Annotated in this window: 23 protein-coding genes; 21 read left to right on the forward strand and 2 right to left on the reverse strand. The window is 73.5% G+C overall.

Annotated features, from left to right (window positions below; genetic code table 11):
• Nucleotides 1-31 precede the first annotated feature (31 nt).
• Complete coding sequence (gene pknB, locus H508_RS0111405; RefSeq protein ID WP_026374151.1) at nucleotides 32-1,948, reverse strand: Stk1 family PASTA domain-containing Ser/Thr kinase; 1,917 nt, start codon at nucleotides 1,946-1,948, stop codon at nucleotides 32-34.
• 76 nt (nucleotides 1,949-2,024) lie between these two features.
• On the opposite strand from pknB, the gene H508_RS0111410 reads away from it, so the two are divergent.
• Nucleotides 2,025-2,357, forward strand: coding sequence for an Rv2175c family DNA-binding protein (locus tag H508_RS0111410; protein ID WP_026374152.1), 333 nt, complete (start codon nucleotides 2,025-2,027; stop codon nucleotides 2,355-2,357).
• 3 nt (nucleotides 2,358-2,360) lie between these two features.
• On the opposite strand, the gene H508_RS0111415 is transcribed toward H508_RS0111410, so the two are convergent.
• On the reverse strand, nucleotides 2,361-3,473 hold the full coding sequence (locus H508_RS0111415) for a polyprenyl synthetase family protein (protein ID WP_026374153.1): 1,113 nt from the start codon (nucleotides 3,471-3,473) through the stop codon (nucleotides 2,361-2,363).
• Between the two features lie 72 nt (nucleotides 3,474-3,545).
• On the opposite strand from H508_RS0111415, the gene H508_RS0111420 reads away from it, so the two are divergent.
• The 20 genes from H508_RS0111420 to H508_RS0111515 all read left to right on the forward strand — a co-directional run bounded on the left by H508_RS0111420 (nucleotide 3,546) and on the right by H508_RS0111515 (nucleotide 24,041).
• Nucleotides 3,546-3,920, forward strand: coding sequence for a DUF3040 domain-containing protein (locus H508_RS0111420; protein WP_026374154.1), 375 nt, complete (start codon nucleotides 3,546-3,548; stop codon nucleotides 3,918-3,920).
• A 389-nt stretch (nucleotides 3,921-4,309) separates the two neighbouring features.
• Nucleotides 4,310-4,741 (forward strand): division/cell wall cluster transcriptional repressor MraZ, encoded by a 432-nt coding sequence (mraZ, locus tag H508_RS0111425; protein WP_026374155.1) that lies wholly within the window; start codon nucleotides 4,310-4,312, stop codon nucleotides 4,739-4,741.
• 98 nt (nucleotides 4,742-4,839) lie between these two features.
• Entirely contained in the window at nucleotides 4,840-5,847 is a 1,008-nt protein-coding gene (rsmH, locus tag H508_RS16070) for a 16S rRNA (cytosine(1402)-N(4))-methyltransferase RsmH (RefSeq protein ID WP_035254784.1), read from the forward strand.
• Complete coding sequence (locus tag H508_RS17475; protein ID WP_026374156.1) at nucleotides 5,844-6,494, forward strand: hypothetical protein; 651 nt, start codon at nucleotides 5,844-5,846, stop codon at nucleotides 6,492-6,494. The genes rsmH and H508_RS17475 overlap by 4 nt, the downstream gene beginning before the upstream one ends.
• Before the next feature lie 91 nt (nucleotides 6,495-6,585).
• Nucleotides 6,586-8,379, forward strand: coding sequence for a peptidoglycan D,D-transpeptidase FtsI family protein (locus H508_RS0111440; RefSeq protein WP_051223315.1), 1,794 nt, complete (start codon nucleotides 6,586-6,588; stop codon nucleotides 8,377-8,379).
• 20 nt (nucleotides 8,380-8,399) lie between these two features.
• Complete coding sequence (locus tag H508_RS16080) at nucleotides 8,400-9,980, forward strand: Mur ligase family protein (protein WP_035254786.1); 1,581 nt, start codon at nucleotides 8,400-8,402, stop codon at nucleotides 9,978-9,980.
• Nucleotides 9,980-11,383, forward strand: a complete 1,404-nt coding sequence (locus H508_RS0111450) for a UDP-N-acetylmuramoyl-tripeptide--D-alanyl-D-alanine ligase (protein WP_026374158.1) — start codon at nucleotides 9,980-9,982, stop codon at nucleotides 11,381-11,383. Before H508_RS16080 ends, H508_RS0111450 begins: the two co-directional genes overlap by 1 nt.
• Nucleotides 11,384-12,487, forward strand: coding sequence for a phospho-N-acetylmuramoyl-pentapeptide-transferase (gene mraY / locus H508_RS0111455; protein WP_026374159.1), 1,104 nt, complete (start codon nucleotides 11,384-11,386; stop codon nucleotides 12,485-12,487).
• Complete coding sequence (murD, locus tag H508_RS0111460) at nucleotides 12,484-13,980, forward strand: UDP-N-acetylmuramoyl-L-alanine--D-glutamate ligase (RefSeq protein ID WP_051223318.1); 1,497 nt, start codon at nucleotides 12,484-12,486, stop codon at nucleotides 13,978-13,980. The genes mraY and murD overlap by 4 nt, the downstream gene beginning before the upstream one ends.
• A gap of 16 nt (nucleotides 13,981-13,996) precedes the next feature.
• On the forward strand, nucleotides 13,997-15,166 hold the full coding sequence (gene ftsW / locus H508_RS16085) for a putative lipid II flippase FtsW (protein WP_051223320.1): 1,170 nt from the start codon (nucleotides 13,997-13,999) through the stop codon (nucleotides 15,164-15,166).
• A gap of 2 nt (nucleotides 15,167-15,168) precedes the next feature.
• Nucleotides 15,169-16,251, forward strand: coding sequence for an undecaprenyldiphospho-muramoylpentapeptide beta-N-acetylglucosaminyltransferase (murG, locus tag H508_RS0111470; protein ID WP_026374161.1), 1,083 nt, complete (start codon nucleotides 15,169-15,171; stop codon nucleotides 16,249-16,251).
• Nucleotides 16,248-17,663, forward strand: a complete 1,416-nt coding sequence (murC, locus tag H508_RS0111475; protein ID WP_026374162.1) for a UDP-N-acetylmuramate--L-alanine ligase — start codon at nucleotides 16,248-16,250, stop codon at nucleotides 17,661-17,663. The genes murG and murC overlap by 4 nt, the downstream gene beginning before the upstream one ends.
• Nucleotides 17,660-18,772, forward strand: a complete 1,113-nt coding sequence (locus H508_RS16090; protein WP_051223322.1) for an FtsQ-type POTRA domain-containing protein — start codon at nucleotides 17,660-17,662, stop codon at nucleotides 18,770-18,772. Before murC ends, H508_RS16090 begins: the two co-directional genes overlap by 4 nt.
• 201 nt (nucleotides 18,773-18,973) lie before the next feature.
• A complete protein-coding gene (gene ftsZ, locus H508_RS0111485; RefSeq protein ID WP_026374163.1) occupies nucleotides 18,974-20,140 on the forward strand; it encodes a cell division protein FtsZ in 1,167 nt (388 codons plus the stop codon).
• Between the two features lies 1 nt (nucleotide 20,141).
• Nucleotides 20,142-20,816 carry a YggS family pyridoxal phosphate-dependent enzyme gene (locus H508_RS16095; RefSeq protein ID WP_035254788.1) on the forward strand — a complete coding sequence of 225 codons (675 nt, stop codon included), beginning with the start codon at nucleotides 20,142-20,144 and terminating at the stop codon, nucleotides 20,814-20,816.
• Nucleotides 20,817-20,843: 27 nt separating this feature from the next.
• Entirely contained in the window at nucleotides 20,844-21,308 is a 465-nt protein-coding gene (locus H508_RS0111495; RefSeq protein ID WP_026374164.1) for a cell division protein SepF, read from the forward strand.
• A 10-nt stretch (nucleotides 21,309-21,318) separates the two neighbouring features.
• The gene (locus H508_RS0111500) at nucleotides 21,319-21,627 is read left to right on the forward strand and encodes a YggT family protein (protein WP_245569515.1); all 309 of its coding nucleotides are present in this window, start codon (nucleotides 21,319-21,321) and stop codon (nucleotides 21,625-21,627) included.
• Between the two features lie 115 nt (nucleotides 21,628-21,742).
• Nucleotides 21,743-22,513: a DivIVA domain-containing protein gene (locus tag H508_RS17950; RefSeq protein WP_026374166.1), complete on the forward strand. Its 771-nt coding sequence runs from the start codon at nucleotides 21,743-21,745 to the stop codon at nucleotides 22,511-22,513.
• An 8-nt stretch (nucleotides 22,514-22,521) separates the two neighbouring features.
• Complete coding sequence (lspA, locus tag H508_RS0111510; protein WP_051223324.1) at nucleotides 22,522-23,121, forward strand: signal peptidase II; 600 nt, start codon at nucleotides 22,522-22,524, stop codon at nucleotides 23,119-23,121.
• A complete protein-coding gene (locus tag H508_RS0111515; protein WP_026374168.1) occupies nucleotides 23,121-24,041 on the forward strand; it encodes an RluA family pseudouridine synthase in 921 nt (306 codons plus the stop codon). The genes lspA and H508_RS0111515 overlap by 1 nt, the downstream gene beginning before the upstream one ends.
• Nucleotides 24,042-24,082 lie beyond the last annotated feature (41 nt).

Consider the following 24,082-nt stretch of genomic DNA (forward strand, 5'->3'; position numbering starts at 1 on the left):
CTCGAGCGGTGCCGCCGCGAGGCGGCGCCGCTCAGTAGGTCGCGTCGATGACGATCGTCGAGCCCTCGACGACCGGGCCGGGCGCGTCGGGGTCCTGCGAGAGGATCGCGGCGAGCGCCTGCAACGGCGACGGCACGTTCGTGCGGAGGTCAGGCACGAGGCCGGCATCGCGGATGGCCTGCACGGCTTCCGGGATCGGGTCGCCGACGACGTCGGGGACCTCGATCATGCGAGGACCGAGCGAGACGACGCCGCCGATCGTCGCTCCGCGGCGCACGAGGCCGTCGCTCGGGATCGCGACGGAGATCAGCTGCCCCTCCGGGACCTCGAGCGAGTGCTCCTCCGAGAAGTCGGCGGTGAGCCCCGCCTGCTCGAGCGCCGCGGCCGCCTCCGCGGCGCTCTGACCCGCCGCGGCGGGGATCGGGCCGAGGGAGACGCGCAGCGCGATGGGGGAGCGCTCCTCGAGCGACTCGAGCTCCGCGAGGTCGGTGCCGTCCGGCGCGAACGCCGCGAGCACGGTGTCGGCCGGCGCCTGGTCGAACACGAGGTCGGGCTCGCCCTCGGCGACGGTGAACTCCGCCGCCTCGATCGCGGCGCGCGCCTCCTCGAGCGGCATGCCCGCGAGGGCCGGCACCGCGAGGCTCCGCCTTCCGGAGGAGACGATGAGCCGCACGGGCTCCCCGTTCGCGAGCTCGGTGCCCGCGCCCGGATCGGTGCGGAGGGCGAGCCCCGCCTGCATGTCGTAGTCGGGCTCCTGCACGGTCTCCGACACCTCGATGCCGTGCTCCGCGAGCAGCGCGACGGCGGCGTCCGCCGGCTCGCCCGAGACGTCGGGCACCATCGATCGGCCGCCCGGACCGAGGTTGAACCACCAGCCGACGCCCGCCGCGACGAGGGCGCCGATGACGACGACCGCGAGCCACAGCATCCCGCGCCTGCGCCGCACGGTCGCGCGCCGCGCGAGCGCGCTCGCGGCGACCCCGTCGCCCGAGTCGTGCACGACCTCCGGCGCGGCCGCGATGCGGCGCGGGGGCTTCGGCCGCTCGATGATGGTCGTCGAGCGGTCGTCCTCCGAGAGGGCGGGGAGCAGCGCGGTGCGCGCGTCGAGGCCGCGGTCGCGGATCGCCTGCACCTCGGCGAGCATCTCCGTCGCGTCGGCGGGCCGCAGGTTGGGGTCGCGCTGGGTCGCCCAGTGCACGAGCGCGTCGAGCTGCTCGGGCACGCCCGGCGCCTCGGTCGACGGCAGCGGCACCTGCTCGTTCGCGTGCTGGAAGGCGATCTGCATCGGCTCGTCGCCCGTGAAGGGCTGCTTGCCGGTGAGCATCTCGAAGAGCATGATGCCGACGGCGTAGATGTCGCTGCGGGCGTCGGCGACGCCGCGCGTCACGAGCTCGGGGGAGAGGTAGGCGATCGTTCCGAGCAGCGCCTTGCCCGTCGCGGTGTTCGCCGTCGCGGCGCGCGCGAGGCCGAAGTCGCCGATCTTGATGCGCCCGTCGTGCGCGAGCAGGATGTTCTCGGGCTTGAGGTCTCGGTGCACGATCCCGGCCCGGTGCGCGGCCGAGAGCCCCGCGAGGATCGCCTCGAGCACGTCGAGCGCCTGCTCGGGCGTGATGCGCCCGCGCTCCGCGAGCAGGTCGCGCAGCGTGATGGAGGGCACGAGCTCCATGACGAGCCACGCGAGCTCGCCCTCCTCGCCCTGGTCGTAGGTGTTGACGACGTTCGGATGCGCGAGGCGGGCTGCCGCCTTCGCCTCCTGGATGAAGCGCTCCCGGAAGTCCTCGTCGTCGCTCAGGTGCGGGTGCATGACCTTGACGGCGACCTTCCGGTCGAGCCGCAGGTCGACGCCCTCGTACACGCTCGCCATGCCGCCGCGCGCGATGCGCTCGCCCACCTCGTAGCGACGGTCGATCATCCGTCCGATGACGGGATCGCGGGAGTCGACGGGCACGAAGCGAGGATAGGCGGCGGTGCGGCGTCCGACCGGCACCCACGCTGGCGGAGCCGGAGAATGCCAAGATGGAGGAGTGACGCAAGACACCGCATGGCTCTCCGTGCCCGACCTCGTGACACTGCTCGGTCAGCCCGTGGGGCGCATCCATCGCCTCATCGAGGAGCATCGCCTGCCCGCGACGCGGCGCAACGGCCCACTGCAGGTGCCGGCGCTGTGCGTGCAGGACGGCGAGCCGCTGCCCGAGCTGCGCGGCACGCTCCTCGTGCTGCTCGACCAGGGTTTCACCGAGGACGAGGCGATCGACTGGCTGCTCGCCGAGGACGACTCGCTCGGCGTGCCCCCGGTCGAGGCGATGCGGGGCGGCGCGAAGGCCGCGGTGCGCCGCGCGGCGCAGCTGCTCGGCTGAGGCTCAGCGGTCGCGCTTCGCGACCGTGTCGGCGAGCCGCTCGAGCTCGAGCATCGCCGCGCGCGAGAGCTCGCCCTCGTGGAGCGACTCGAGCGCCTCGCCGACCGCGCGATCGATGAGCGCCTCGAGCCGCGCGGGCGCCTCGGAGCGGGCGATCGCGTCCTGCAGGATCGCGACCTGCCGCTCGTCGAGCTCGCGGTCGCCGAGCAGCTCGTCGAGCATCGTGCGGATGCCGGGCGCGAGCCGCTGGCGCGCGATCTCGATGAGCACCGTGCGCTTGCCCTCGCGCAGGTCGTCGCCCGCCGGCTTGCCCGTGACCGCCGGGTCGCCGAAGACGCCGAGCAGGTCGTCGCGCATCTGGAACGCGACGCCGAGCGGCAGGCCGTAGCCGGCGAGGGCGTCGAGCTGCGCGTCGTCGCCGCCCGCGAGCAGCGCGCCGAGCGCGAGCGGCGCCTCGACGGAGTACTTCGCCGACTTGAACACCGCGACGGTGTGCGCCCGGTCGAGCAGGGCATCCGGGTCCTGCCGGATCCACGCGGCCTCCTCGAGCACGTCGAGGTACTGGCCGAACGTGACCTCCTCGCGCATCCGCCGGTACGCGTCGTGCACGCGCTCGCCGTGCGCGGCGCCGCGGCACGCCTCGACCATGCGGTCGTCGGCCCAGTTGAGCAGCAGGTCGCCGACGAGGATCGCGGCGCTCGTGCCCCACGACTCGGGCTCGCCGACCCACTCGCCCTCGCGGTGCATCGCCTCGAGCGCGCGGTGCATCGCGGGCCGTCCCCGGCGGGTGTCGGATGCGTCGATGATGTCGTCGTGCACGAGCGCGGCGGCGTGGAAGAGCTCCATCGCGGTCGCGACGCCGACGACGTCGCCCCACTCGGGGTCGCGCTCGGTGCCCGCCTCGTGCGTCGCGCCCGGCCGCGCGGCGGCGACGGCGTGCCAGCCCCACAGCACGAAGGCGCTCCGCACGCGCTTGCCGCCCGAGACCATCTCGCGCACGTGCCGCACGAGCGGCTCCGCGTCGGGGGAGATGCGGGCGAGGGCGCGCTCGCGCGCGTCGAGGTACTGGTGGATCGAGCCCTCGACTGCTCGGGCGAAGCGCTGCTGTGCGGACACAACCCACATGCTATTGACAGGAGTGATGCGTAGACTGGCGCTCCGCACCGGTCGGACGAAGGGGGGTGCGAGATGGGCCTCTCCGAGCACGAGCAGCGACTGCTCGACGAGATGGAGCGCAATCTCTACAAGCACGAGGCGGACATCGTCGCGACGACGAGCGGGCCTCGCACGGTCGACTACACGAAGGTGGCCGTCGGCGTCCTCGGCGTCGTCGCCGGCCTCGTCCTGATCGTCGTCGGCGTGCTCATGAAGATCGCCATCATCGGCGTCGCCGGCTTCGGCGTCGCGGTCGTCGGCGCCCTGTGGGCGCTCTCGGCCTCGCGGCCCGCGACGGGCGATGACGTGCCGCGCACCGGCGCGATGGGCGAGGGCCCCGCTGCGACGAAGCAGTCGACGAGCCTCATGGATCGCCTCGCCGAGGAGTGGGACGACCGCAACCGCTGAGCCCGCAGCGCTCACCTTCACGGTGAGCGCGGAGGGCTCAGGGTCGAGTAGCGCGCGGCGTCGCCGCGCGCGTATCGAGACCCACAGCTGACGCGAGCGTGGACCTCCGCGGCCAGCTCACCCACCCCCTCCACCTTCCTCCCCCCAGGGACCGACTCACCCGAGTCGGTCCCTTTTTCGCGCCCTGCCGCGCTGCCGCGACGTCGCGCGTGGCTTGAGCCGCCCTGGATCCCGGCGAAAACCCTCCACCGCGATCCTCCGCAGAATCCTGCGCAACACGCGGGCGGATGCAGAGCATTCCTAGGCTTGAGTGGCGCTCCGTGGAGTAGAGTGGAGGAAGTCGGGGAGACCTGGCGCAACTGCTCGCAGGCCGGACGAGAGGGGGCACCGTGTTCCTCGGCACGCACACGCCCAAGCTCGACGACAAGGGCCGCGTGATCCTCCCCGCCCGCTTCCGCCAGGAGCTCGAGGGCGGGCTCGTGCTCACCCGCGGCCAGGAGCGCTGCATCTACGTCTTCTCGATGCGCGAGTTCGAGCGCGTCCACGAGCAGATCCGGCAGGCGCCGCTCACCTCGGCCGGTGCGCGCGACTTCCTGCGGCTCTTCCTCTCGGGCGCCTCGAGCGAGCAGCCCGACAGCCAGCACCGCGTCACGATCCCCGCGAACCTCCGCGAGTACGCGGGCCTCGGCCGCGAGCTCACCGTGATCGGCGCGGGCTCCCGCGCCGAGATCTGGGACACGGAGGCGTGGAACGCCTACTACGCGGCCAAGGAGGCCGACTTCGCTGCGACGACGGAGGAGGTGATCCCCGGCATCTTCTGACCCGACCCGTGACCCTCAGCCGGTCGCCGCGCCGCACCTTCCCCGGTGGCGCGTCGCACGGATGGGGATCAGGGGCCGGGTCGGACCGCCCGAAGCCCATGGACGCATCCGACCTCCACATCCCCGTCATGCTCGAGCGCACCCTCGAGCTCCTCGCCCCCGCGATCGAGCGCGCCGCCGAGGAGGGCCGCACGCCGCTCGTCATCGACGGCACGCTCGGCATGGGCGGCCACACCGCGGCGATGCTCGCGGCGCACCCGACGCTCCGCGTCGCCGGCATCGACCGCGACCCCGACGCCATCCGGCTCGCGGGGGAGCGGCTCGCCCCCTTCGGCGATCGCTTCGTGCCCGTGCAGACCACCTACGACCGCATCGACCTCGCGCTCGAGGCCGCCGACGCCGGGCGCGCCGACGGCATCCTGCTCGACCTCGGCGTCTCGAGCCTGCAGCTCGACGACGCGGAGCGCGGCTTCGCCTACGCGAAGGACGCCCCGCTCGACATGCGCATGGGCCAGGCGGGCGACGTGACGGCCGCGTCGATCCTCGCCGAGCGCAGCGATCGCGAGCTCGCCCGGCTCTTCCGCGTCTACGGCGACGAGAAGCTCGCCGACCGCTACGCGCGGGCCATCGTCGCCGCGCGCGCCGAGGCGCCGATCGAGACCTCCGCGCGGCTCGTCGACATCCTGCAGGCCGCGACGCCCCGCGCGCTCGCCAACCAGGGCCACCCCGCGAAGCGCGTCTTCCAGGCGCTGCGCATCGAGGTCAACCAGGAGCTCGCGATCCTCGAGCGCACGATGCCCGCCGCGATCGACGCGCTCGGCGTCGGCGGCCGGCTCGTCGTGCTCTCGTACCAGTCGCTCGAGGACCGCGTCGTCAAGCGCGCGCTGCAGGCGGCGTCGACCTCGACCGCTCCGCGCGACCTGCCCGTCGAGCTGCCCGAGCACGCGCCGCACCTGCGGCTGCTCGTGCGCGGCGCCGAGCTCGCCGACGAGGCGGAGCGCGCCCGCAACCCCCGATCCGCACCCGTCCGCCTGCGCGCGGCCGAGCGCATCCGACCCGCATCGAACGACTCGACCACCGCCCCGACCCCCAGGGAGCAGCCATGACCAGCCTGAGCGTCCTCGACCTGCACGCACAGCCGCTGCCCGCGCCCGACGCGCCCGCCGAGCGGCACCTCCGCGCGCTGCCGACGCCCCGCGTCGCGCCCCGGCGCGCGCCGCGGCTCGTGCACGGCGTCATCGCCCTCGCGGGCCTCGCCGGCATCGTGTGCGCGCAGCTCGGCCTCTCGGTCGTCATCAGCGAGGGCGCGTATCGCATGAGCGCGCTCCAGGCGGAGTCGACGAGCCTCGCGCGCGCCGAGCAGAGCGTCGCGGAGGAGCTCGCCGTGCTGAGCTCGCCGCAGCACGTCGCCGTCGCCGGTGCCGAGCTCGGCATGCTCGCGGGCCAGCCCTCGCAGTTCCTCACCCTCGCGTCGACCTCGACCGCGGGCGGTCCCGACGCGCTGCACATGCAGGTGCCGGCCGTCGACGGCTTCGGCATGTACGTGCCCAACTCGCTCCTCACCGCGCAGCCGCAGGTCGCCGCATCCGTCGCCCACGTGCAGGCCGCGGCGATCGAGCCCTACCCCGGCATGCTGCTGCCGGCCGGCGCGAGCGCCCCCGCGATCGAGGCGACCGCGCCCGCCGCCGTGCAGGCCGTCGAGCCGACGACCGTCGCGCCCGGCACGCTGCTGCCGGCCCCCGGCCAGGAGTGAGCCGGCGAGGGCGTGGCGGCGCGGCCGCGCGCCCCGACGCCGATACCGTGCACGTCGACATGGATGCTCGGCCGCCGAGCAGGAAGCGCAGGTGAGCGTGGCCGCGAGCGCGAAGCGCAGCAGCGATCGGGTGCGGACCGTCGTGGTCGCCATCCTCACGTTCGCCCTCCTCGCCGCGTTCGTCGTGCGGCTCGCTGACATCCAGCTCGTGCGCGCCGAGGCCCTCAACGCCGAGGCGGATGGGCGGCGCGGGGTGACGCAGACGATCTTCGGCACGCGCGGGCCGATCGTCGACGCGAACGGCACCGTGCTCGCCGAGAGCGTCGATCGCTGGGACCTCACGATCTCGCCGCGCTACACGCGCGACCTGCAGCCCGGCATCGACCGCGTCGACGAGACGCTCACCGTGGGGGACGCGCTCGTCCAGATCGGCGCGATCACGGGCCAGGACCCGGTCGACCTGCAGGCGAAGATCCTCGCGGAGCTCGAGCGCGACCCCGACTCCGACTACCTGCTGCTCGTCGACGGGCTCGACGTCGCGCAGTTCGAGGCGGTGCGCGACCTCGGGCTGCCCTACGTCTACCTCCGCCTGAATCCGCAGCGCGTGTACCCGGCCGGCTCCGTGGCGGGCAACCTCGTCGGCTTCATGGGCGCCGACGAGCCGCTCGCGGGCGTCGAGCGATCCGAGGACGAGTGCCTCGCTGCGGAGGACGGCGCGCGCGTCTTCGACCGCGGCGCGGACGGCACGCCCATCCCCGGATCGATGACGACCCGGCCCGCCGTCGACGGCGGCTCGGTGCAGCTCACGATCGACGCCGACGTGCAGTTCCAGATGCAGCAGCTCACGCAGCAGTACACGTCGCAGCTGCGCGCGCGCAGCGGCACGAGCATCGTCATGCGCACCGACGGCTCGATCGTCGCGGTCGCCGAGTCGGCGACCGTCGACCCCAACGACCCCACCGCGAGCGACGCCCGCGACCGCGGCTCGCGCGCCTTCACCGCCGCGTACGAGCCGGGCTCGATCTTCAAGGCGTTCTCGTTCGCGGCGATGCTCGACCTCGGCATCATCACGCCGCGGGACGAGCTGAGCGTGCCGTGGACGTACACGGCGCCGGGCGTGCGCGTGCGCGACGCGCTCTCGCACGAGGTCAAGCAGTGGACGGCCGCGGGCATCCTCGTCAACTCCTCGAACTCCGGCATGGTGCGCCTCGCCGAGCCGATGTCGACCGCCGACTACTACGAGTACCTCGACCGCTTCGGCTTCGGCGAGACGACGGCGGTCGACTTCGCGGGGGAGCAGCCGGTGCCGCTCCGCAACCCCGCGAACCTCGACGCGCAGACGCAGCTCAACGTGCTCTTCGGCCAGGGCATCGCCGCGACCCCGATCCAGGTCGCGTCGGCCTACCAGGCGCTCGCGAACGGCGGCGTGCACCTCCCCGCCCGGCTCATCGCGGGCTGCACCGACGCCGAGGGGGAGGTCACCGTGCCCGAGGTGGGCGAGGGGGAGCGGGTCGTGAGCGACACGACCGCCCGCCAGACGCTCGAGGTGCTCGAGAACGTCGTGACCGACTACGGCTACGACACCTTCCCGATCGAGGGGTACCGCATCGCCGCGAAGACCGGCACGGCGCAGATGGCGTACGAGGACGGATCCGGCTACGACCCGAACCGGATGATGATCTCCGTCGCGGGCGTGTTCCCGGTCGACGACCCGCAGTTCGTCGTGCTCACGATGTACGACAGCCCTCAGACGATCCGCACGAGCGGCGGGGCCATCCCGGCCTTCCACGATATGGTGAACCTCTTGATCCGCCACTTCGACATCCCGCCCAGCACGACCGAGCAGCCGGAGATCCCGCTCGAGTGGACCGCCGATCAGCCATGAGAGCGTTGGATGAGGAGAGGATGTCCGTGGGACCCGTCGCACCGAGGATCCTGCGGCCCGAGCACCCCACGCCCAGGCCGCTCACCGGTCTCGTCGAGGCGTTCGAGCTGACGGTCGAGGCCGACCTCGACGGGATCGAGGTCACGGGCGTGACGCTCGACTCGAGCGACGTCGAGCCGGGCGACCTCTTCGCCGCGCTGCCCGGCGCCCGGCGCCACGGCGCCGAGTTCGCCGGGGCGGCGCTCGAGCGGGGCGCGGTCGCGATCGTCACCGACCCCGCGGGCGCCGCGATGCTCGAGACGGGCGCGCCCGTCATCGTGCTCGACGACCCGCGCGCGGCCCTCGGCGAGATCTCGGCCTGGGTCTACCGCACGGGCGAGGACCGCCCGCGGCTCTTCGGCGTCACGGGCACGAACGGCAAGACGTCGACCTCGTTCATGCTCGAGGGCCTGCTCGCCGACCTCGGCTTCGTCACCGGCCTCTCGACGACCGCCGAGCGGCACGTCGGCGACCTCGTCGTGACGTCGAAGCTCACGACCCCCGAGGCGAGCGAGCTGCACGCGCTGCTCGCTCGCATGCGCGAGGCCGGCGTGCGCGCCGCCGTGCTCGAGGTGAGCGCGCAGGCGATCGAGCGGCACCGCGTCGACGGCGTCGTGTTCGACGTCGTCGCCTTCACGAACCTCAGCCACGACCACCTCGACGACTACGGCTCGATGGACGCGTACTTCGACGTCAAGGCCGAGCTCTTCACGCCCGATCGCGCCGAGCGCGGCGTCGTGTGCGTCGACACCGAGTGGGGCCGCCGCATCGCCGAGCGCAGCCGCATCCCCGTCACGACCGTCACGAGCGAGCCGGGCGTCGACGCCGACTGGCACGTCGACATCTGGGAGGAGACGCCGTCGTCGACGTCGTTCACCCTCACGGGCATCGACGGCGGCGCGATCGAGGTGCAGGTCCCGTTCATCGGCCGGCACATGGCGATCGACGCCGCGATCGCGATCCTCATGCTCGTCGAGGACGGCTTCGAGATGGAGGCGATCGCCGAGGTCATCGACCGCGGCATGCGCCCCACGCTGCCAGGCCGCATCGAGCGCGTCTCGGGCGATGCGGGCCCGGCGGTCTTCCTCGACTACGGCCACAGCCCCGACGCCTTCGCGCAGACGCTCGAGGCGCTCCGGCGCGTCACCGAGGGCCGCCTCGTCATGCTCTTCGGCGCCGACGGCGACCGCGACGCGACCAAGCGCGCCGACATGGGCCGCATCGCGGCCGAGCTCGCCGACGCCGTCGTCGTGACCGACTTCAACCCGCGCACCGAGGACGCCGCGAGCATCCGCGCCCAGGTGCTCGAGGGCGCTCGCGCCGCCGCCGGCGGCAAGCCCGTGATCGAGTCGTCGCCCGAGGAGGCGGCGATCCGCGAGGCGCTGCGGCTCGTCGGCCCCGGCGACACCGTGCTGTGGGCGGGCCCCGGCGACGCCGACTACCGCGACGTCGCGGGGGTGCGCGAGCCGTTCGACGCGCGCGCCGAGGCGCGCCGCGCGCTCGAGGAGGCCGGCTGGCCCACCGAGGAGCGCGGCGAGCGCCCGGCGCGGGACGTGCGCTGATGCTCCGGATGCGCGCCCGCGAGATCGCGGCGGCCGTCGGTGGAGCGCTCCAGGGCGACGACGTGCTCGTGACGGGCTCGGTCGAGACCGACTCGCGCCTGGTCGCAGCCGGCGGCGTCTTCGTCGCGATGCCGGGCGAGTCGACCGACGGCCACCGCTTCGTCGACGCGGCCGTCGCCGCGGGCGCCGCGCTCGTCATCGCCGAGCGCCCGCTCGAGCAGGCCGTGCCGCACATCGTGGTCGACTCCGGCGTCGTCGCGCTCGGCGCGCTCGCCGCCGACGTCATCCGGCGCGTGCGCGAGGCGGGCGCGCTCACCGTCATCGGCGTCACCGGCTCGAACGGCAAGACGACGACGAAGAACATGCTGCAGGCGATCCTCGAGCAGCACGGGCCCACCGTGAGCCCGATCAAGTCGTTCAACAACGAGGTCGGCGCCCCGATGACGATGCTGCGCATCGACGAGTCGACGCGGTACCTCGTGCTCGAGATGGGTGCGAGCTACGTCGGCGACATCGCCCGCCTGACGGCCATGTCGCATCCGGACGTCGGGGTCGTGCTCAAGGTCGGGCTCGCCCACGCGGGCGAGTTCGGCGGCGTCGAGGCGACGACGCGCGCGAAGACCGAGATGGTGCAGGACCTCGACTCCCACCACGTCGCCGTGCTCAACCGCGACGACGAGCGCGTCGCGGGGATGGCCCGGTCGACGCGCGCGCGCATCGCGTGGTTCGGCACCTCGCCCGGCCCCGCCGACGAGCCGACGACCCTGTGGGCGGGCGACGTCGACTCGACGCTCGAGGGCACGATCGCGACCGTCCACCGCGGCGACGAGTCGTGGCCGCTGCGCCTGCGCATCCTCGGCGAGCACCACGTCATGAACGCGCTCGCAGCCCTCACCGTCGCCGACGCGCTCGGCCTCGACCTCGAGCGCGCCGTCGGGGCGCTCGGGAGCCTCGAGCGCGCGGAGCGCTGGCGCATGGAGCTGCTCGAGCCCGGTGGCGGCATCACGGTCATCAACGACGCCTACAACGCGAGCCCCGACTCGATGGCCGCCGCGATCCGCTCGCTCGCGCACATGACGCGCGGGGCGCAGCGCCGCTCGATCGCCGTGCTCGGCGAGATGGGCGAGCTCGGCGCGCTCTCGACCGAGGAGCACGACCGCATCGGCCGGCTCGCGGTGCGCGTGCGCATCGACCGGCTCGTCGTCGTCGGGAGCGCGGCGAAGGCGATCCACGACGCGGCCGAGCTCGAGTCATCGTTCGGCCAGGACACGGCGTGGGTCGAGACGGCAGAGGAGGCCGAGGCGCTGCTGCGATCGAGCCTCGAGCCCGGCGACGTCGTGCTCGTGAAGTCGTCGCTCTCCGCGGGCCTCAAGGACCTCGGCGACCGGATCGGGGGCCGCTAGATGCTCGTGCTCATCGCCTCCGCCGGCATCGCCCTGCTCGTCTCGCTGCTCGCGACGCCGCTGTTCATCCGCGGCTTCGCGCGGATCGGCTGGGGCCAGTTCATCCGCGACGACGGCCCGCAGTCGCACCACACGAAGCGCGGCACGCCCACCATGGGCGGCCTCATCTTCATCGTCGCGATCCTCGCGGGCTACTTCGGCGGGAAGCTCGTCGGGCAGGACCCGCCGACCGTGCCGGTGCTGCTCGTGCTGCTGCTCATCGTCGGGATGGGCGTCGTCGGCTTCGTCGACGACTTCCTGAAGATCTCGAACCAGCGCTCGCTCGGCCTCGGCGGCTGGGCGAAGGTGCTCGGCCAGCTCGTCGTCTCGGTCGCGTTCGGGGTGCTCGCCGTCACCGTGCCCGTCGGCCCGAGCGGCCGGCCCGTCGTCGACCCGGTCATCTCGGGCGTCCGCGACATCCCGTGGCTCGACCTCGCGCCGTGGGGCGCGCTCGGCGTCATCGTCTTCGTGCTGTGGATCACGCTCATCAACGTCTCGGCGGCGAACGCGGTCAACGTCACCGACGGGCTCGACGGCCTCGCGACCGGCTCGATGATCCTGTCGATGATCGGCTACGCCTTCATCGCCTTCTGGCAGTTCAACCAGTCGTGCTTCACGCCCGGCGCCGCGGAGGAGGATCTCTTCCGCTGCTACGACGTGGCGCAGCCGCTCGACGTCGCGACGCTCGCGGCCACGATCGCCGCCGCGCTCATCGGCTTCCTGTGGTGGAACACGAGCCCCGCGCAGGTGTTCATGGGCGACGTCGGCTCCCTCGCGCTCGGCGGCGCCCTCGCGGGCCTCGCGGTCATGACCGACACGCACCTGCTGCTGCTGCTCATCGCGGGCCTGCCGATCATCACGACGGGCTCGGTCATCGTGCAGCGCGCCTACTTCAAGATCACGGGCGGCAAGCGCATCTTCCTCATGAGCCCGCTGCACCACCACTTCGAGCTCAAGGGCTGGGCCGAGATCACGGTCGTCGTGCGCTTCTGGATCATCGCGGGGCTCTGCGTCGCGGCGGGCGTCGGCCTGTTCTACTTCCAGTGGCAGGTGGCGACGCCGTGAGCCGGCTCGACGACCTCACCTCCTGGCACGCGGACTGGCGGGGACTGCGCGTCGCGGTGCTCGGCCTCGGCGTGACGGGCTTCGCCGCGGTCGACACGCTCGTCGAGCTGGGCGCCGACGTCACGGCCATCGCCGAGCGCGTCGACGACGAGCGGCGCACGATCCTCGGCGTCCTGGGCGTGCCGATCGTCGAGGTCGGCCGCGAAGGCTCGCCGGCGGCGCTCGAGGAGGCCGAGCTCGTCATCGCCTCGCCCGGGCTGCGGCCCGACCACCCGTGGCTCGCGGCAGCGGCCGAGCGCGGCATCCCCGTGTGGGGCGACATCGAGCTCGCGTGGCGCGTGCGCGACAAGGTGCGCGCCGCCGAGTGGATCCTCGTCACGGGCACGAACGGCAAGACGACGACGACGCAGCTCACGGCGCACATGCTGCGCGAGGCGGGCAAGCGCGTCGCGCCGGTCGGCAACATCGGCACGCCCGTGCTCGACGCGGTCCGCGACCCCGAGGGCTTCGACGTGCTCGTCGTCGAGCTCTCGAGCTTCCAGCTCCACAGCCTCCCGACCGACGGCCCCGGCGCGCTGTGGCCGCACTCCGCCGCGTGCCTCAACATCGACGACGACCACCTCGACTGGCACGGTTCGGCGGATGCGTACCGCGCGGCGAAGGGCAAGGTCTACGGCAACGCGAGGGTCGCGGCCGTCTACAACGTCGAGGACGACGCGACCATGCGGCTCGTCGAGGAGGCCGATGTCGTCGAGGGCTGCCGCGCGATCGGCTTCTCGCTCGGCGTGCCCGGCCCGAGCGACCTCGGCATCGTCGACGGCGTGCTCGTCGACCGCGCCTTCCTCGACGAGCGCCGCTCGAGCGCGCTCGAGCTCGCGCACCTCGACGACCTCGAGCCCGCGGGGCTCCGCTCGCCCCACATGGCGCGGAACGTGCTCGCGGCCGCCTCGCTCGCGCGCGCGTTCGGCGCCGATCCCGCCCACGTGCGGGAGGCCATCCGCTCGTTCCGGCTCGACCGCCACCGCACCGAGCTCGTCGCGATCGTCGACGGCGTGCGCTTCGTCGACGACTCGAAGGCGACGAACCCGCACGCCGCCGAGGGCTCGCTCAGCGCCTTCGACCCCGTCGTGTGGATCGTCGGCGGGCTCTTCAAGGGCGCGGACGTCGCCCCGCTCGTCGCGAAGCACGCACGCCGCGTCGCCGCCGCGATCGTGATCGGCGTCGACCGCGCGCCCGTCGTGGAGGCGTTCGCGCGACACGCGCCCGGCATCCCGGTCGTCGAGGTCGACACGCCCGACACTGGATCGGTGATGCGGATCGCCGTCGAGGCGGCCGCATCGCACGCCGAGCCAGGCGCGACGGTCCTGCTGGCCCCGGCGGCGGCATCCATGGACCAGTTCGTTGACTACGCGGAGCGCGGCGACCGGTTCGCCGACGCGGTGCGGGAGAGGGGGGCTCGTGGCGACCACGACGGCTCCCGCCCCGGCGGCTGAGACCAGACCGGCCGGGATGGGCCGACGCGCGCTCGTGCGCGTGCGCGCCGTCTTCGGCGCACCGACCCTCAACGCGGCGCTGCTCTCGGGCACGACGCTCTTCCTCGTCGCCTTCGGGCTCATCATGGTGCTCTCGTCGTCGTCGGTCGAGGCCTACGTCGCGGGCGGCTCCTTCTTCACCGACTTCGCGAAGCAAGCGGCGTTCGCCGCCGTGGGCGTCGTGCTCATGCTGCTCGCCGCGCGCATGCCGGCCACGACGTGGCAGCGCCTCGCGTGGCTCGGCATCATGCTCGGCATCGCGCTGCAGGTGCTCGTCTTCACGCCGCTCGGCTTCGGCGCGAACGGCAACCGCAACTGGATCGGCATCGGCGGCTTCTCCCTCCAGCCGTCCGAGTTCGTCAAGGTCGCGCTGTGCGTGTGGCTCGCGATGATCATGACGCGCAAGCAGGCTCGCATCCACGGCTTCTGGCAGGCGTGGATCCCCGCCGGCCCCGTCGCGGCCCTCTCGATCGGCCTCGTCCTGCTCGGCAGCGACCTCGGCACGGTCGTCATCATGGCGCTGCTGTCGTTCGGCGCCCTGTGGTTCGCGGGCGTCAAGTGGTGGCACCTCGCCCTGCCGGCGGTCGGCCTCGGCCTGCTCGCCGTGCCGGTCGTGCTCTCGAGCCCCTCGCGCGTGCGCCGCGTGACGGCGTTCATCCAGGGCTGCACCGACGCCGACTACTACTCGGGCTGCTGGCAGCAGCTCCACGGCACGTGGGCGCTCTCGGCCGGCGGCCTCTTCGGCGTCGGCCTCGGCAACTCGAGCGCGAAGTGGTCATGGCTGCCCGAGGCCGACAACGACTACATCTTCGCCATCATCGGCGAGGAGCTCGGGCTCCTCGGCGCAGCCGTCGTCCTCGCGCTCTTCGCGCTCCTCGCGTGGACGATGCTGCGCATCGTGCGCGACGCGTCGCTGCAGATGACGCGCGTCGTCACCGGCGCCGCGATGGTGTGGCTCGTCGGTCAGGCGATCGTCAACATCGGCGTGGTGCTGGGCCTGCTGCCCGTGCTCGGCGTGCCGCTGCCGTTCATCTCCTCGGGCGGCTCGCAGCTCATCGCGGCGCTGCTGATCGTCGGCGTCGTGCTCTCGCTCGAGCGGGTCGACAACCCGACCGTGCGCGGCGCGCTCGCCGAGGCGCGGGACTGACGATGCGCGTCCTGCTCGCCGGCGGCGGCACCGCCGGCCACGTGAACCCGCTGCTCGCGACCGCGCAGCGGCTGCGCGAGCGGCGCCCGGAGGTCGAGCTCCTCGTGCTCGGCACGCGCGAGGGCCTCGAGCGCGAGCTCGTGCCGCGCGCGGGACTCGAGCTCGCGACGATCGAGAAGCTGCCCTTCCCGCGCCGCCCCGACCTCGCCGCGCTGCGCTTCCCGGGCCGCTGGCGGCGGGCCGTCGCCGAGGTGCGCGCGCTCATCCGCGAGCGGCGCATCGACGTCGTGGTCGGCTTCGGCGGCTACGCCTCGGCGCCCGCCTACCGCGCGGCGCGGCTCGAGCGCGTGCCGATCGTCATCCACGAGGCGAACGCGAAGCCCGGCATGGCCAACCTGCTCGGTGCGCGCTGGACCGAGTTCGTCGGCATCTCCTACCGCGCGACCCGGCTGCCGGGCGAGCTCGTCGGGATGCCGCTGCGCCCCGAGATCACCTCCCTCGATCGCGCGGGCCTGCGCCCCGAGGCGCTCGCCGAGCTCGGCCTCGCCGCCGACCGGCCCACGCTGCTCGTCACGGGCGGCTCGCAGGGCGCCCGGTCCATCAACCGGGCGATCGTCGCCGCGGCCGCCGACATCGTCGACGCCGGGTGGCAGATCCTCCACCTCTCCGGCGGCCGGCAGACCGACTTCGAGCCCGCGACCGTGCCGCACTACGTCGCGATCGAGTACCTCGACCGCATGCACCTCGCGCTCGCCGCCGCCGACCTCGTCGTGTGCCGCGCGGGGAGCCTCACCGTCTCCGAGCTCATGGCGGTCGGGCTGCCCGCGATCTACGTGCCGCTGCCCTACGGCAACGGCGAGCAGGGCCTCAACGCCGCCGACCAGGTCGCAGCCGGGGGAGCCGAGCTCGTCCCCGACGCCGAGTTCACGGCAGAATGGGTGCGCGCGCGGCTCGTGCCGCTGCTGCGGGACGCCGATCGCCTCGCGGCGATGGCCTCCGCCTCCGCGGGAGCCGGCGCGAGCGACGGCAGCGACCGGATGTGCGATCTCATCGAGCGGGCCGCCGCCACGAGGAGGCAGCCGTGATCGAACCAGACCTGACCCAGCCGATCCCCGAGTCGATCGAGCGCGTGCACTTCATCGGCATCGGCGGCTCCGGCATGTCGGGCATCGCGCACATGATGCTCGACGCCGGCATCGCCGTCTCGGGCTCCGACCGCTCCGGCTCCGCGACCGTCGATCGCCTGCGCGAGCGCGGCGCGCGCGTCGCGATCGGCCACGACGCCGCGAACCTCGCCGTCGAGGGGGAGCACCGCGCGGACGCGGTGGTCGTCACGAGCGCGCTGTGGCCCGACAACCCCGAGCTGCTCGCGGCGCGCGAGCACGGCATCCCCGTCCTGCACCGCTCGCAGGCCCTCCACGTGCTCGCGCGCGGCAAGCGCGTCGTCGCGGTCGCAGGCGCGCACGGCAAGACGACGACGACCGGCATGCTCGTGGTCGGGCTGCACGGCCTCGGGATCGAGGCGGGCTTCGTCAACGGCGGCGTCATCGCCGGGCTCGGCGTCTCGAGCGGTCACGGCGACTCCGACGTCTTCGTGCTCGAGGCCGACGAGTCGGACGGCTCCTTCCTGCTCTACGACGTCGCCGTCGCGCTCATCACGAACGTCGACACCGACCACCTCGACCACTACGGCACGCCCGAGGCGTTCGACGCCGCGTTCGCGGCGTTCGCGAACCGGGCGAGCGAGGCCGTCGTGATCTCGATCGACGACCCGGGCGCCCGCCGCGTGCGCGAGTCGATCTCGCACGAGCGCGTCGTGACCTTCGGCGAGGCCGAGGGCGCCGACGTGCGGATCCTCGACATCCGCCTCGGCGAGAGCGCCGAGTGCACCGTCGAGGTCGCAGGCACCCGCTTCGAGCTCTCCGCCGGCGTGCCGGGTCGCCACAACGCCGTCAACGCGGCCGGCGCCCTCGCGACGCTCGTCGCGCTCGGCGTCGCTCCCGCCGAGGCCGCGCGGGCGCTCGCCGCGTTCCGCGGCACCGGGCGTCGCTTCGAGCTCCACGGCGAGCGCCGCGGCGTGCGGGTCTTCGACGACTACGCCCACCACCCCGCCGAGGTCGACGCGGCGCTCACGGCCGCCCGCAGCGTCATCGGCGACGGCCGGATCATCGCCATCCACCAGCCGCACCTCTACACCCGCACGCGCGACATGGCCGGCGAGTTCGCGGCCGTCTACGAGCGCGTCGCCGACCACACCGTCGTGCTCGATGTCTACGGCGCGCGCGAGGACCCCATCCCCGGCGTCACCGGCGCGCTCGTCGCCGAGCGCTTCACCGACCCGGCCGACGTCGACTACCTGCCCGACTGGCAGCGCGCCGCCGAGCGCGCCGCCGCGCTCGCGCGCGAGGGCGACATCATCGTGACGCTCTCGTGCGGCGACGTGTACCGCATCATCCCGCAGGTGCTCTCGGCGCTCGAGGAGGGCGGCGAGGCGTGAGGCGACCCGACGGCTTCGAGCCGATCGAGCCCGAGCCCCGCGCACCCGAGGCCGAGGAGGCCGGGGAGCGGCCCGCCGACCTCGCCGAGCTCGTGCGCGCCCGCCGCGAGGCGCTCCGGCGCGAGGCGCTCGAGCGCGAGGCCGCCGAAGCCGTGCCGCAGCGGCGCTGGGCGCTGAGCGCCTACAGCGACCTCGACGAGGGGGAGGGGGCGGAGGCCGCCGGCACCGCCCGCGGGACGGCGCCGGTCGAGCCGCTCATCGAGGGCGGATCGCACGCCCAGCGCGTCGACAAGGCCTGGCGCGAGGCGGAGCGCGAGCAGCGGCGAGCCGAGCGCGTCGAGGCGCGATCGGCGGCGCGCACCGCGAGGGCGGCGAAGCGCGCGCGCGTCCGCCGCGAGCGCGCGGAGGTGCGGCGCTTCACCGCCGCGCGCCGCCGGCAGCTGCGCACCGCGCTGCTCGCGGTCGGCGGGCTCGCGGTCGCACTGGCCGTGCTCGTCGGGCTCGTCTGGTCGCCGCTCATGTCGGTGCGCGAGGTGCGCGTCGAGGGCACCGAGCGGCTCGGCGCGGCCGCGGTGCAGCAAGCGCTCGCCGACTCGATGGGCCAGCCGATCGCGACGGTCACGGAGGAGGGCGTCGCCGAGCGCCTTCGATCGATCCCGCAGATCGAGTCCTTCCGGGTCGACATCGTGCCGCCGTCGACCGTGATCGTCCGGATCGTCGAGCGCGAGCCCGCGGCGATCGTGCGGGGGGAGGCCGGTGAGGCCGTCATCGACGCGGCGGGCGTCGTCCTCGGCGGCGTCGACGAGTCGACCGCCGCGCTCCCGCGGCTCGACGGCGTCGCGGTGGGCACCGAGGAGTTCGAGGCGGCCGCGACGGTGCTCGTGTCGGTGCCGAGGAGCGTGCTCGAGGCGACCGCGACCATCGCGGCGCCGACGCCGTCCGACATCCGGCTCTCCCTCCACAGCGGCCAGACGGTGCTGTGGGGCGGCGCCGACGAGAGCCAGCTCAAGGCCGACGTGCTCGCCGCGCTGCTCGAGACACAGGACCCCGCGCTCGCGGTCGTGCTCGACGTCAGCGCCCCCGAGACGCCCGTCGTCCGCGGCTCCTGACCCTGCTCGGCGCTCGCTCGAGCATGCCGCGAGGGGCCGAGGAATCTGACGATTCTTTTTCTTGTCGCGGCGTGCGCCGACACACCGAGTCGCTCCCGGCCGAGCGCGCCCGCCGCCCGTACCGTCGGAGTCGTCAGCATGAAGTGAGGAATTCTCTAAACCTCAACTAGAGGTTGAGAGTTCGATCGAGGGGCCGGGACCGTGACTTCCAACAACAACTACCTCGCCGTCATCAAGGTGGTCGGCGTGGGCGGCGGCGGCGTGAACGCCGTGAACCGCATGATCGACCTCGGCCTGCGCGGCGTCGAGTTCATCGCCATCAACACCGACGCGCAGGCGCTGCTGCTCAGCGACGCCGACGTCAAGCTCGACGTCGGCCGCGAGCTCACCAAGGGACTCGGCGCGGGCGCCGACCCGGAGGTCGGCCGCCGCGCCGCCGAGGACCACGCGGAGGAGATCGAGGAGGCGCTCGCGGGCGCCGACATGGTCTTCGTCACCGCGGGCGAGGGCGGCGGCACGGGCACGGGCGGCGCGCCCGTCGTGGCTCGCATCGCGAAGAGCCTCGGCGCGCTCACCGTCGGCGTCGTGACCAAGCCGTTCTCGTTCGAGGGCCGCCGCCGCCAGGCGCAGGCCGAGGCGGGCGTCGAGGCGCTCAAGAACGAGGTCGATACCCTCATCGTCGTGCCGAACGACCGCCTGCTCGAGATCAGCGACATGGGCATCTCGATGGTCGAGGCCTTCGAGACCGCCGACCAGGTGCTGCTCGCCGGCGTGCAGGGCATCACCGACCTCATCACGACGCCGGGCCTCATCAACGTCGACTTCGCCGACGTGAAGTCGGTCATGCAGGGCGCGGGCTCCGCGCTCATGGGCATCGGCTCCTCCCGCGGCGCCGACCGCGCGATCAAGGCGGCGGAGCTCGCCGTCGCGAGCCCGCTGCTCGAGGCGAAGATCGACGGCGCGCACGGCGTGCTGCTGTCGATCCAGGCGGGCAGCAACCTCGGCATCCACGAGACCTACGACGCGGCGAAGCTCGTGCAGGAGGCCGTGCACCCCGAGGCGAACATCATCTTCGGCACCGTGATCGACGACACGCTCGGTGACGAGGTGCGCGTGACGGTCATCGCCGCGGGCTTCGACGGCGCCGGCCCGGTCGCGAAGGACGACGACTCGGTCATCCGCACCGCCGCGCGCACCGAGATGGGCCTGCGCGAGTCGTCGCACAGCGCCCCGAGCGCGCAGGAGGGCGCCGCGGAGCGCCGGCCGATCCCCGCTCCGCCCGTCGCCGACCACCTCACCGGTCCGGTGCAGCCCCTCACCCAGGTGGACGAGGAGGAGGACGAGTTCCTCCCCGACTTCCTCCGCTGACGTGACCGACACGCCCGCCGCGCGCCTCGCCGCGTTCCTCGACGAGCTCGAGGGCGCGCGGCGGGGGCGCGAGGTGACGCTCATCGTCGTGACGAAGCTCCACCCGGCGTCGCTCGTGCGCGAGCTCGCCGAGGCCGGGCACCGCCACTTCGGCGAGAGCCGGCACCCGGAGTCGCGCGACAAGGCGGCGGAGCTCGAGGACCTCGGGCTCACGTGGCACTTCGTCGGCCAGCTGCAGCGGAAGAAGGCGCGGCAGGTCGCCCGCTACGCCGACGTGCTGCACTCGATCGACTCCGTCGAGCTCGTCGAGGCGCTCGAGGGCGGCGAGCCGGGCGACGACCGCCCGGTGCGCGACGCGCTCGTGCAGATCAACCTCACCGACGACCCCGGCCGCGGCGGCGTCGCGCCCGCGGGGCTCGACGCGCTCGCCGAGCGCGTCGCCGCGTCGCCCGCGCTCCAGCTGCGCGGCGTGATGGCGGTCGCGCCGCTCGGCGAGGAGCCGGTGCGCGCCTTCGAGCGGCTCGCCTCGCTCGCCGAGCGCGTGCGCTCGGTCGACCCCGCCGCCGACTGGATCTCCGCCGGCATGAGCGGCGACTGGCGCGAGGCGCTCGACCACGGCGCGACACACCTGCGCATCGGCACGGCAATCACGGGAAACCGTGCGACCGGCTTATAGCGTGAACCCAGCCACGAGGAGGATCCCATGAGCAACGCACTCAAGAAGGCTGCGATCTACTTCGGCTTCGCCGAGGAGGACGAGCTGACCCAGGAGGTCCGTCCTGTCGAGCGGGCCGAGAACGAGGAGCGCGCGCCTCAGCCCGTGCGCGCGGCCGAGGAGCCGCGCCGCGCACCCGTCACGAAGCTCCGCGCGAGCCAGAAGGTGAACGACATGAGCGAGATCCTCACGGTGCACCCGCGCCAGTACAAGGACGCGAAGGCGATCGCCGAGGCGTTCCGCGCCGGCACGCCGGTGATCATCAACCTGTCGCAGATGACCGACGGCGACGCGCGTCGCCTGATCGACTTCTCCGCCGGGCTCACGCAGGGCCTCGAGGGCCGCATCGAGCGCGTGACGACCAAGGTCTACCTCCTCACCCCCGAGCACATCGCCGTCTCCGGCACGCGCTCGATCGACGAGGACGCCGACTCGGCCGTCTTCTCGCACTGACGCGCGCCCCGTGGTGCTCGTCTCGATCCTCGCCTGGATCGTCCACACCGCCGCGCTGCTCGCGTTCTACCTCCTCTTCGCGCGCATCGTCGTCGACCTCGTGCGGCAGGTGCGGCGGGACTGGCGGCCGACGGGCTTCTGGCTCGTCGTGTCGGTGTGGATCCTCCGGCTGACCGACCCGCCGCTGCGCTTCGTGCGCCGGTTCGTCAAGCCCGTGCGCGTCGGCGGCGCGATGCTCGACCTCGCGATGGTCGTGCTCATGCTCGCGCTGCTGCTCGTCATGACCATCGTCGGTCCCTTCCGGCTCCTGCCCGCCTGAGCGCTCGCTCGGTCGGGGCTTGGCTAGGATCGACAGAACGCCGTCCGCGGGCGGGTACAGTGAATCTGCGCTGCAGGCCCGCTCGGGCCGGGCAGCCGACGAAGAAAGGCAAGCCATGGCACTGACTCCTGACGACGTCGTCCACAAGCGCTTCGAGACGACGCGCTTCCGCGACGGCTACGACCAGGACGAGGTCGACGACTTCCTCGACGAGGTCGTCACCGAGCTGCGTCGCCTCATCGAGGAGAACGACGGGCTCCGGGCCGAGAACGAGCAGCTCCGCCAGGGCATCGCCCCCGCCGAGCCCGCGCCGGCCGCCGAGGTCGACACCGCGGAGCTCGACGCCCTCCGCAGCGAGAACGAGCAGCTCAAGCAGCAGCTCGCCGAGCGCGATGCCGCGCCGGTCGCGACCGAGCAGGCCGAGCCCGCCGCCGAGGTCGACACCGCCGAGCTCGACGCGCTCCGCGCCGAGAACGAGCAGCTCAAGCGGCAGCTCGCCGCGCAGCAGGAGGGCGCCGAGCCGGCCGCCGAGGCCGCGAGCCCGGCGCAGACCGAGGCCAACAGCCTCATCGCGCTCGCGACCCGCCTGCACGACGAGCACGTCGCCGAGGGCGAGCGCAAGCGCGATGAGCTCATCGCCGCCGCCGAGCAGACCGCCCAGCAGATCGAGGAGGCGGCCGAGGAGCGCAAGTCGCTGCTCGAGCAGGAGTTCGACCAGACCAAGGCCCGCCTCGACGAGCAGAAGTCGCTCCTCGAGCAGAAGATCGACGAGCTCAAGAGCTTCGAGCGCGACTACCGCCTCAAGCTGCGCGGCTACATCGAGAGCCAGCTCCGCGACCTCGACCGGTCGTCGTCGCTCGCCTTCGGCGGCCAGGGCGGCAGCTGAGCCGCTCGGTGACGCACGACGCTGCACCCGAGACCCCGGGCGCGGCCCCGGCGGCGCGCTCCTGGCGCACGCTGGGGCTCGTGCTCGGGGTCGCGGCGCTCGTCTGGCTCGCTGACCTGCTCTCGAAGGAGTGGGTCATCGCCGAGATGGCCGAGGGAGAGCGCCGGCAGGTGCTCGGCGAGCTGCTCCAGTGGCACTTCGTGCGCAACCCCGGCGCGGCGTTCTCGCTCGCGGCCGGCTCGACCTGGATCTTCACGATCCTCGCCGCCGCGGTCGTCGTCGTGATCATCACGCAGCTGCGGCGCATCCGCTCCATCTGGTGGGCTGCCGCGTTCGGCGGCCTCCTCGGCGGCACGCTCGGCAACCTCACCGATCGCCTCACGCGCGAGCCGGGCTTCTTCGTCGGCCACGTCGTCGACTTCATCCAGGTGTGGGGCTTCCCGGCGATCTTCAACGTCGCCGACATCTTCATCGTCTCCTCGATGATCGGCATCGTGCTGCTCGTGCTGCTGAACATCGGGCTCGACGGGCAGCGGCACACCGACGAGCCGAAGGCGGCGGATGCGTCCGGCGACGCGGGCGCGGACGCCGAGGGGCCGCGCGGCTGATGGAGTCCCGCTTCCTGCAGGTGCCGCCCGGGCTCGACGGCTCGCGCGCCGACGTCGGCATCGCGCGGCTGCTCGGCCTCTCGCGCACCGCGGTCGTCGCGATGCTCGAGAGCGGCGGCGCCGTGCAGGACGGCTCGGTGCTCGGCAAGTCCGACCGGCTGCGCGCCGACGCGTGGCTCGACCTCTCGTGGCAGCCGCGCGAGGAGCCGACGATCGTCGCGACGCCCGTGCCGGAGCTCGGCATCGTGCACGACGACGACGACATCGTCGTCGTCGACAAGCCCGCGGGCGTCGCCGCGCACCCGAGCATGGGCTGGCAGGGGCCGACCGTCGTCGGCGCGCTCGCCGCCGCGGGCTTCCGCATCGCGACGTCCGGCGCCGCCGAGCGCCAGGGTGTCGTGCATCGGCTCGACGCCGGCACGAGCGGCCTCATGGTCGTCGCGAAGAGCGAGCGGGCCTACTCGCGGCTCAAGGCCGCCTTCCACGACCGCGAGGTCGAGAAGGTGTACCACGCCGCGGTGCAGGGCCACCCCGACCCGCTCGCCGGCACGATCGACGCGCCCATCGGGCGGCACCCGAACCACGAGTGGCGCTTCGCGGTCGTCTCGAGCGGCAAGCACGCCGTGACGCACTACGAGACGATCGAGGCGTTCCGCGGCGGCAGCCTGCTCGAAGTGCAGCTCGAGACGGGCCGCACCCACCAGATCCGCGTGCACATGGCGGCCAGGAGGCATCCGTGCCTCGGCGACGCGATGTACGGCGCCGACCCCACCGTGAGCGCGCGGCTCGGGCTCGAGCGGCAGTGGCTGCACGCGGTGCGGCTCGGCTTCAAGCACCCCGGCACGGGGGAGTGGGCGGTCTTCACCTCCGAGCCGTCGCCCGAGCTCGCGCACGCGCTCGACGTGCTGCGGGAGGACTAGCAGGCGGCGAGCGCGCCGCCGCCCCCGGTGGGCGCCCGGAA

Source organism: Agrococcus lahaulensis DSM 17612, assembly GCF_000425105.1.
GTDB classification, from domain to species: domain Bacteria; phylum Actinomycetota; class Actinomycetes; order Actinomycetales; family Microbacteriaceae; genus Agrococcus; species Agrococcus lahaulensis.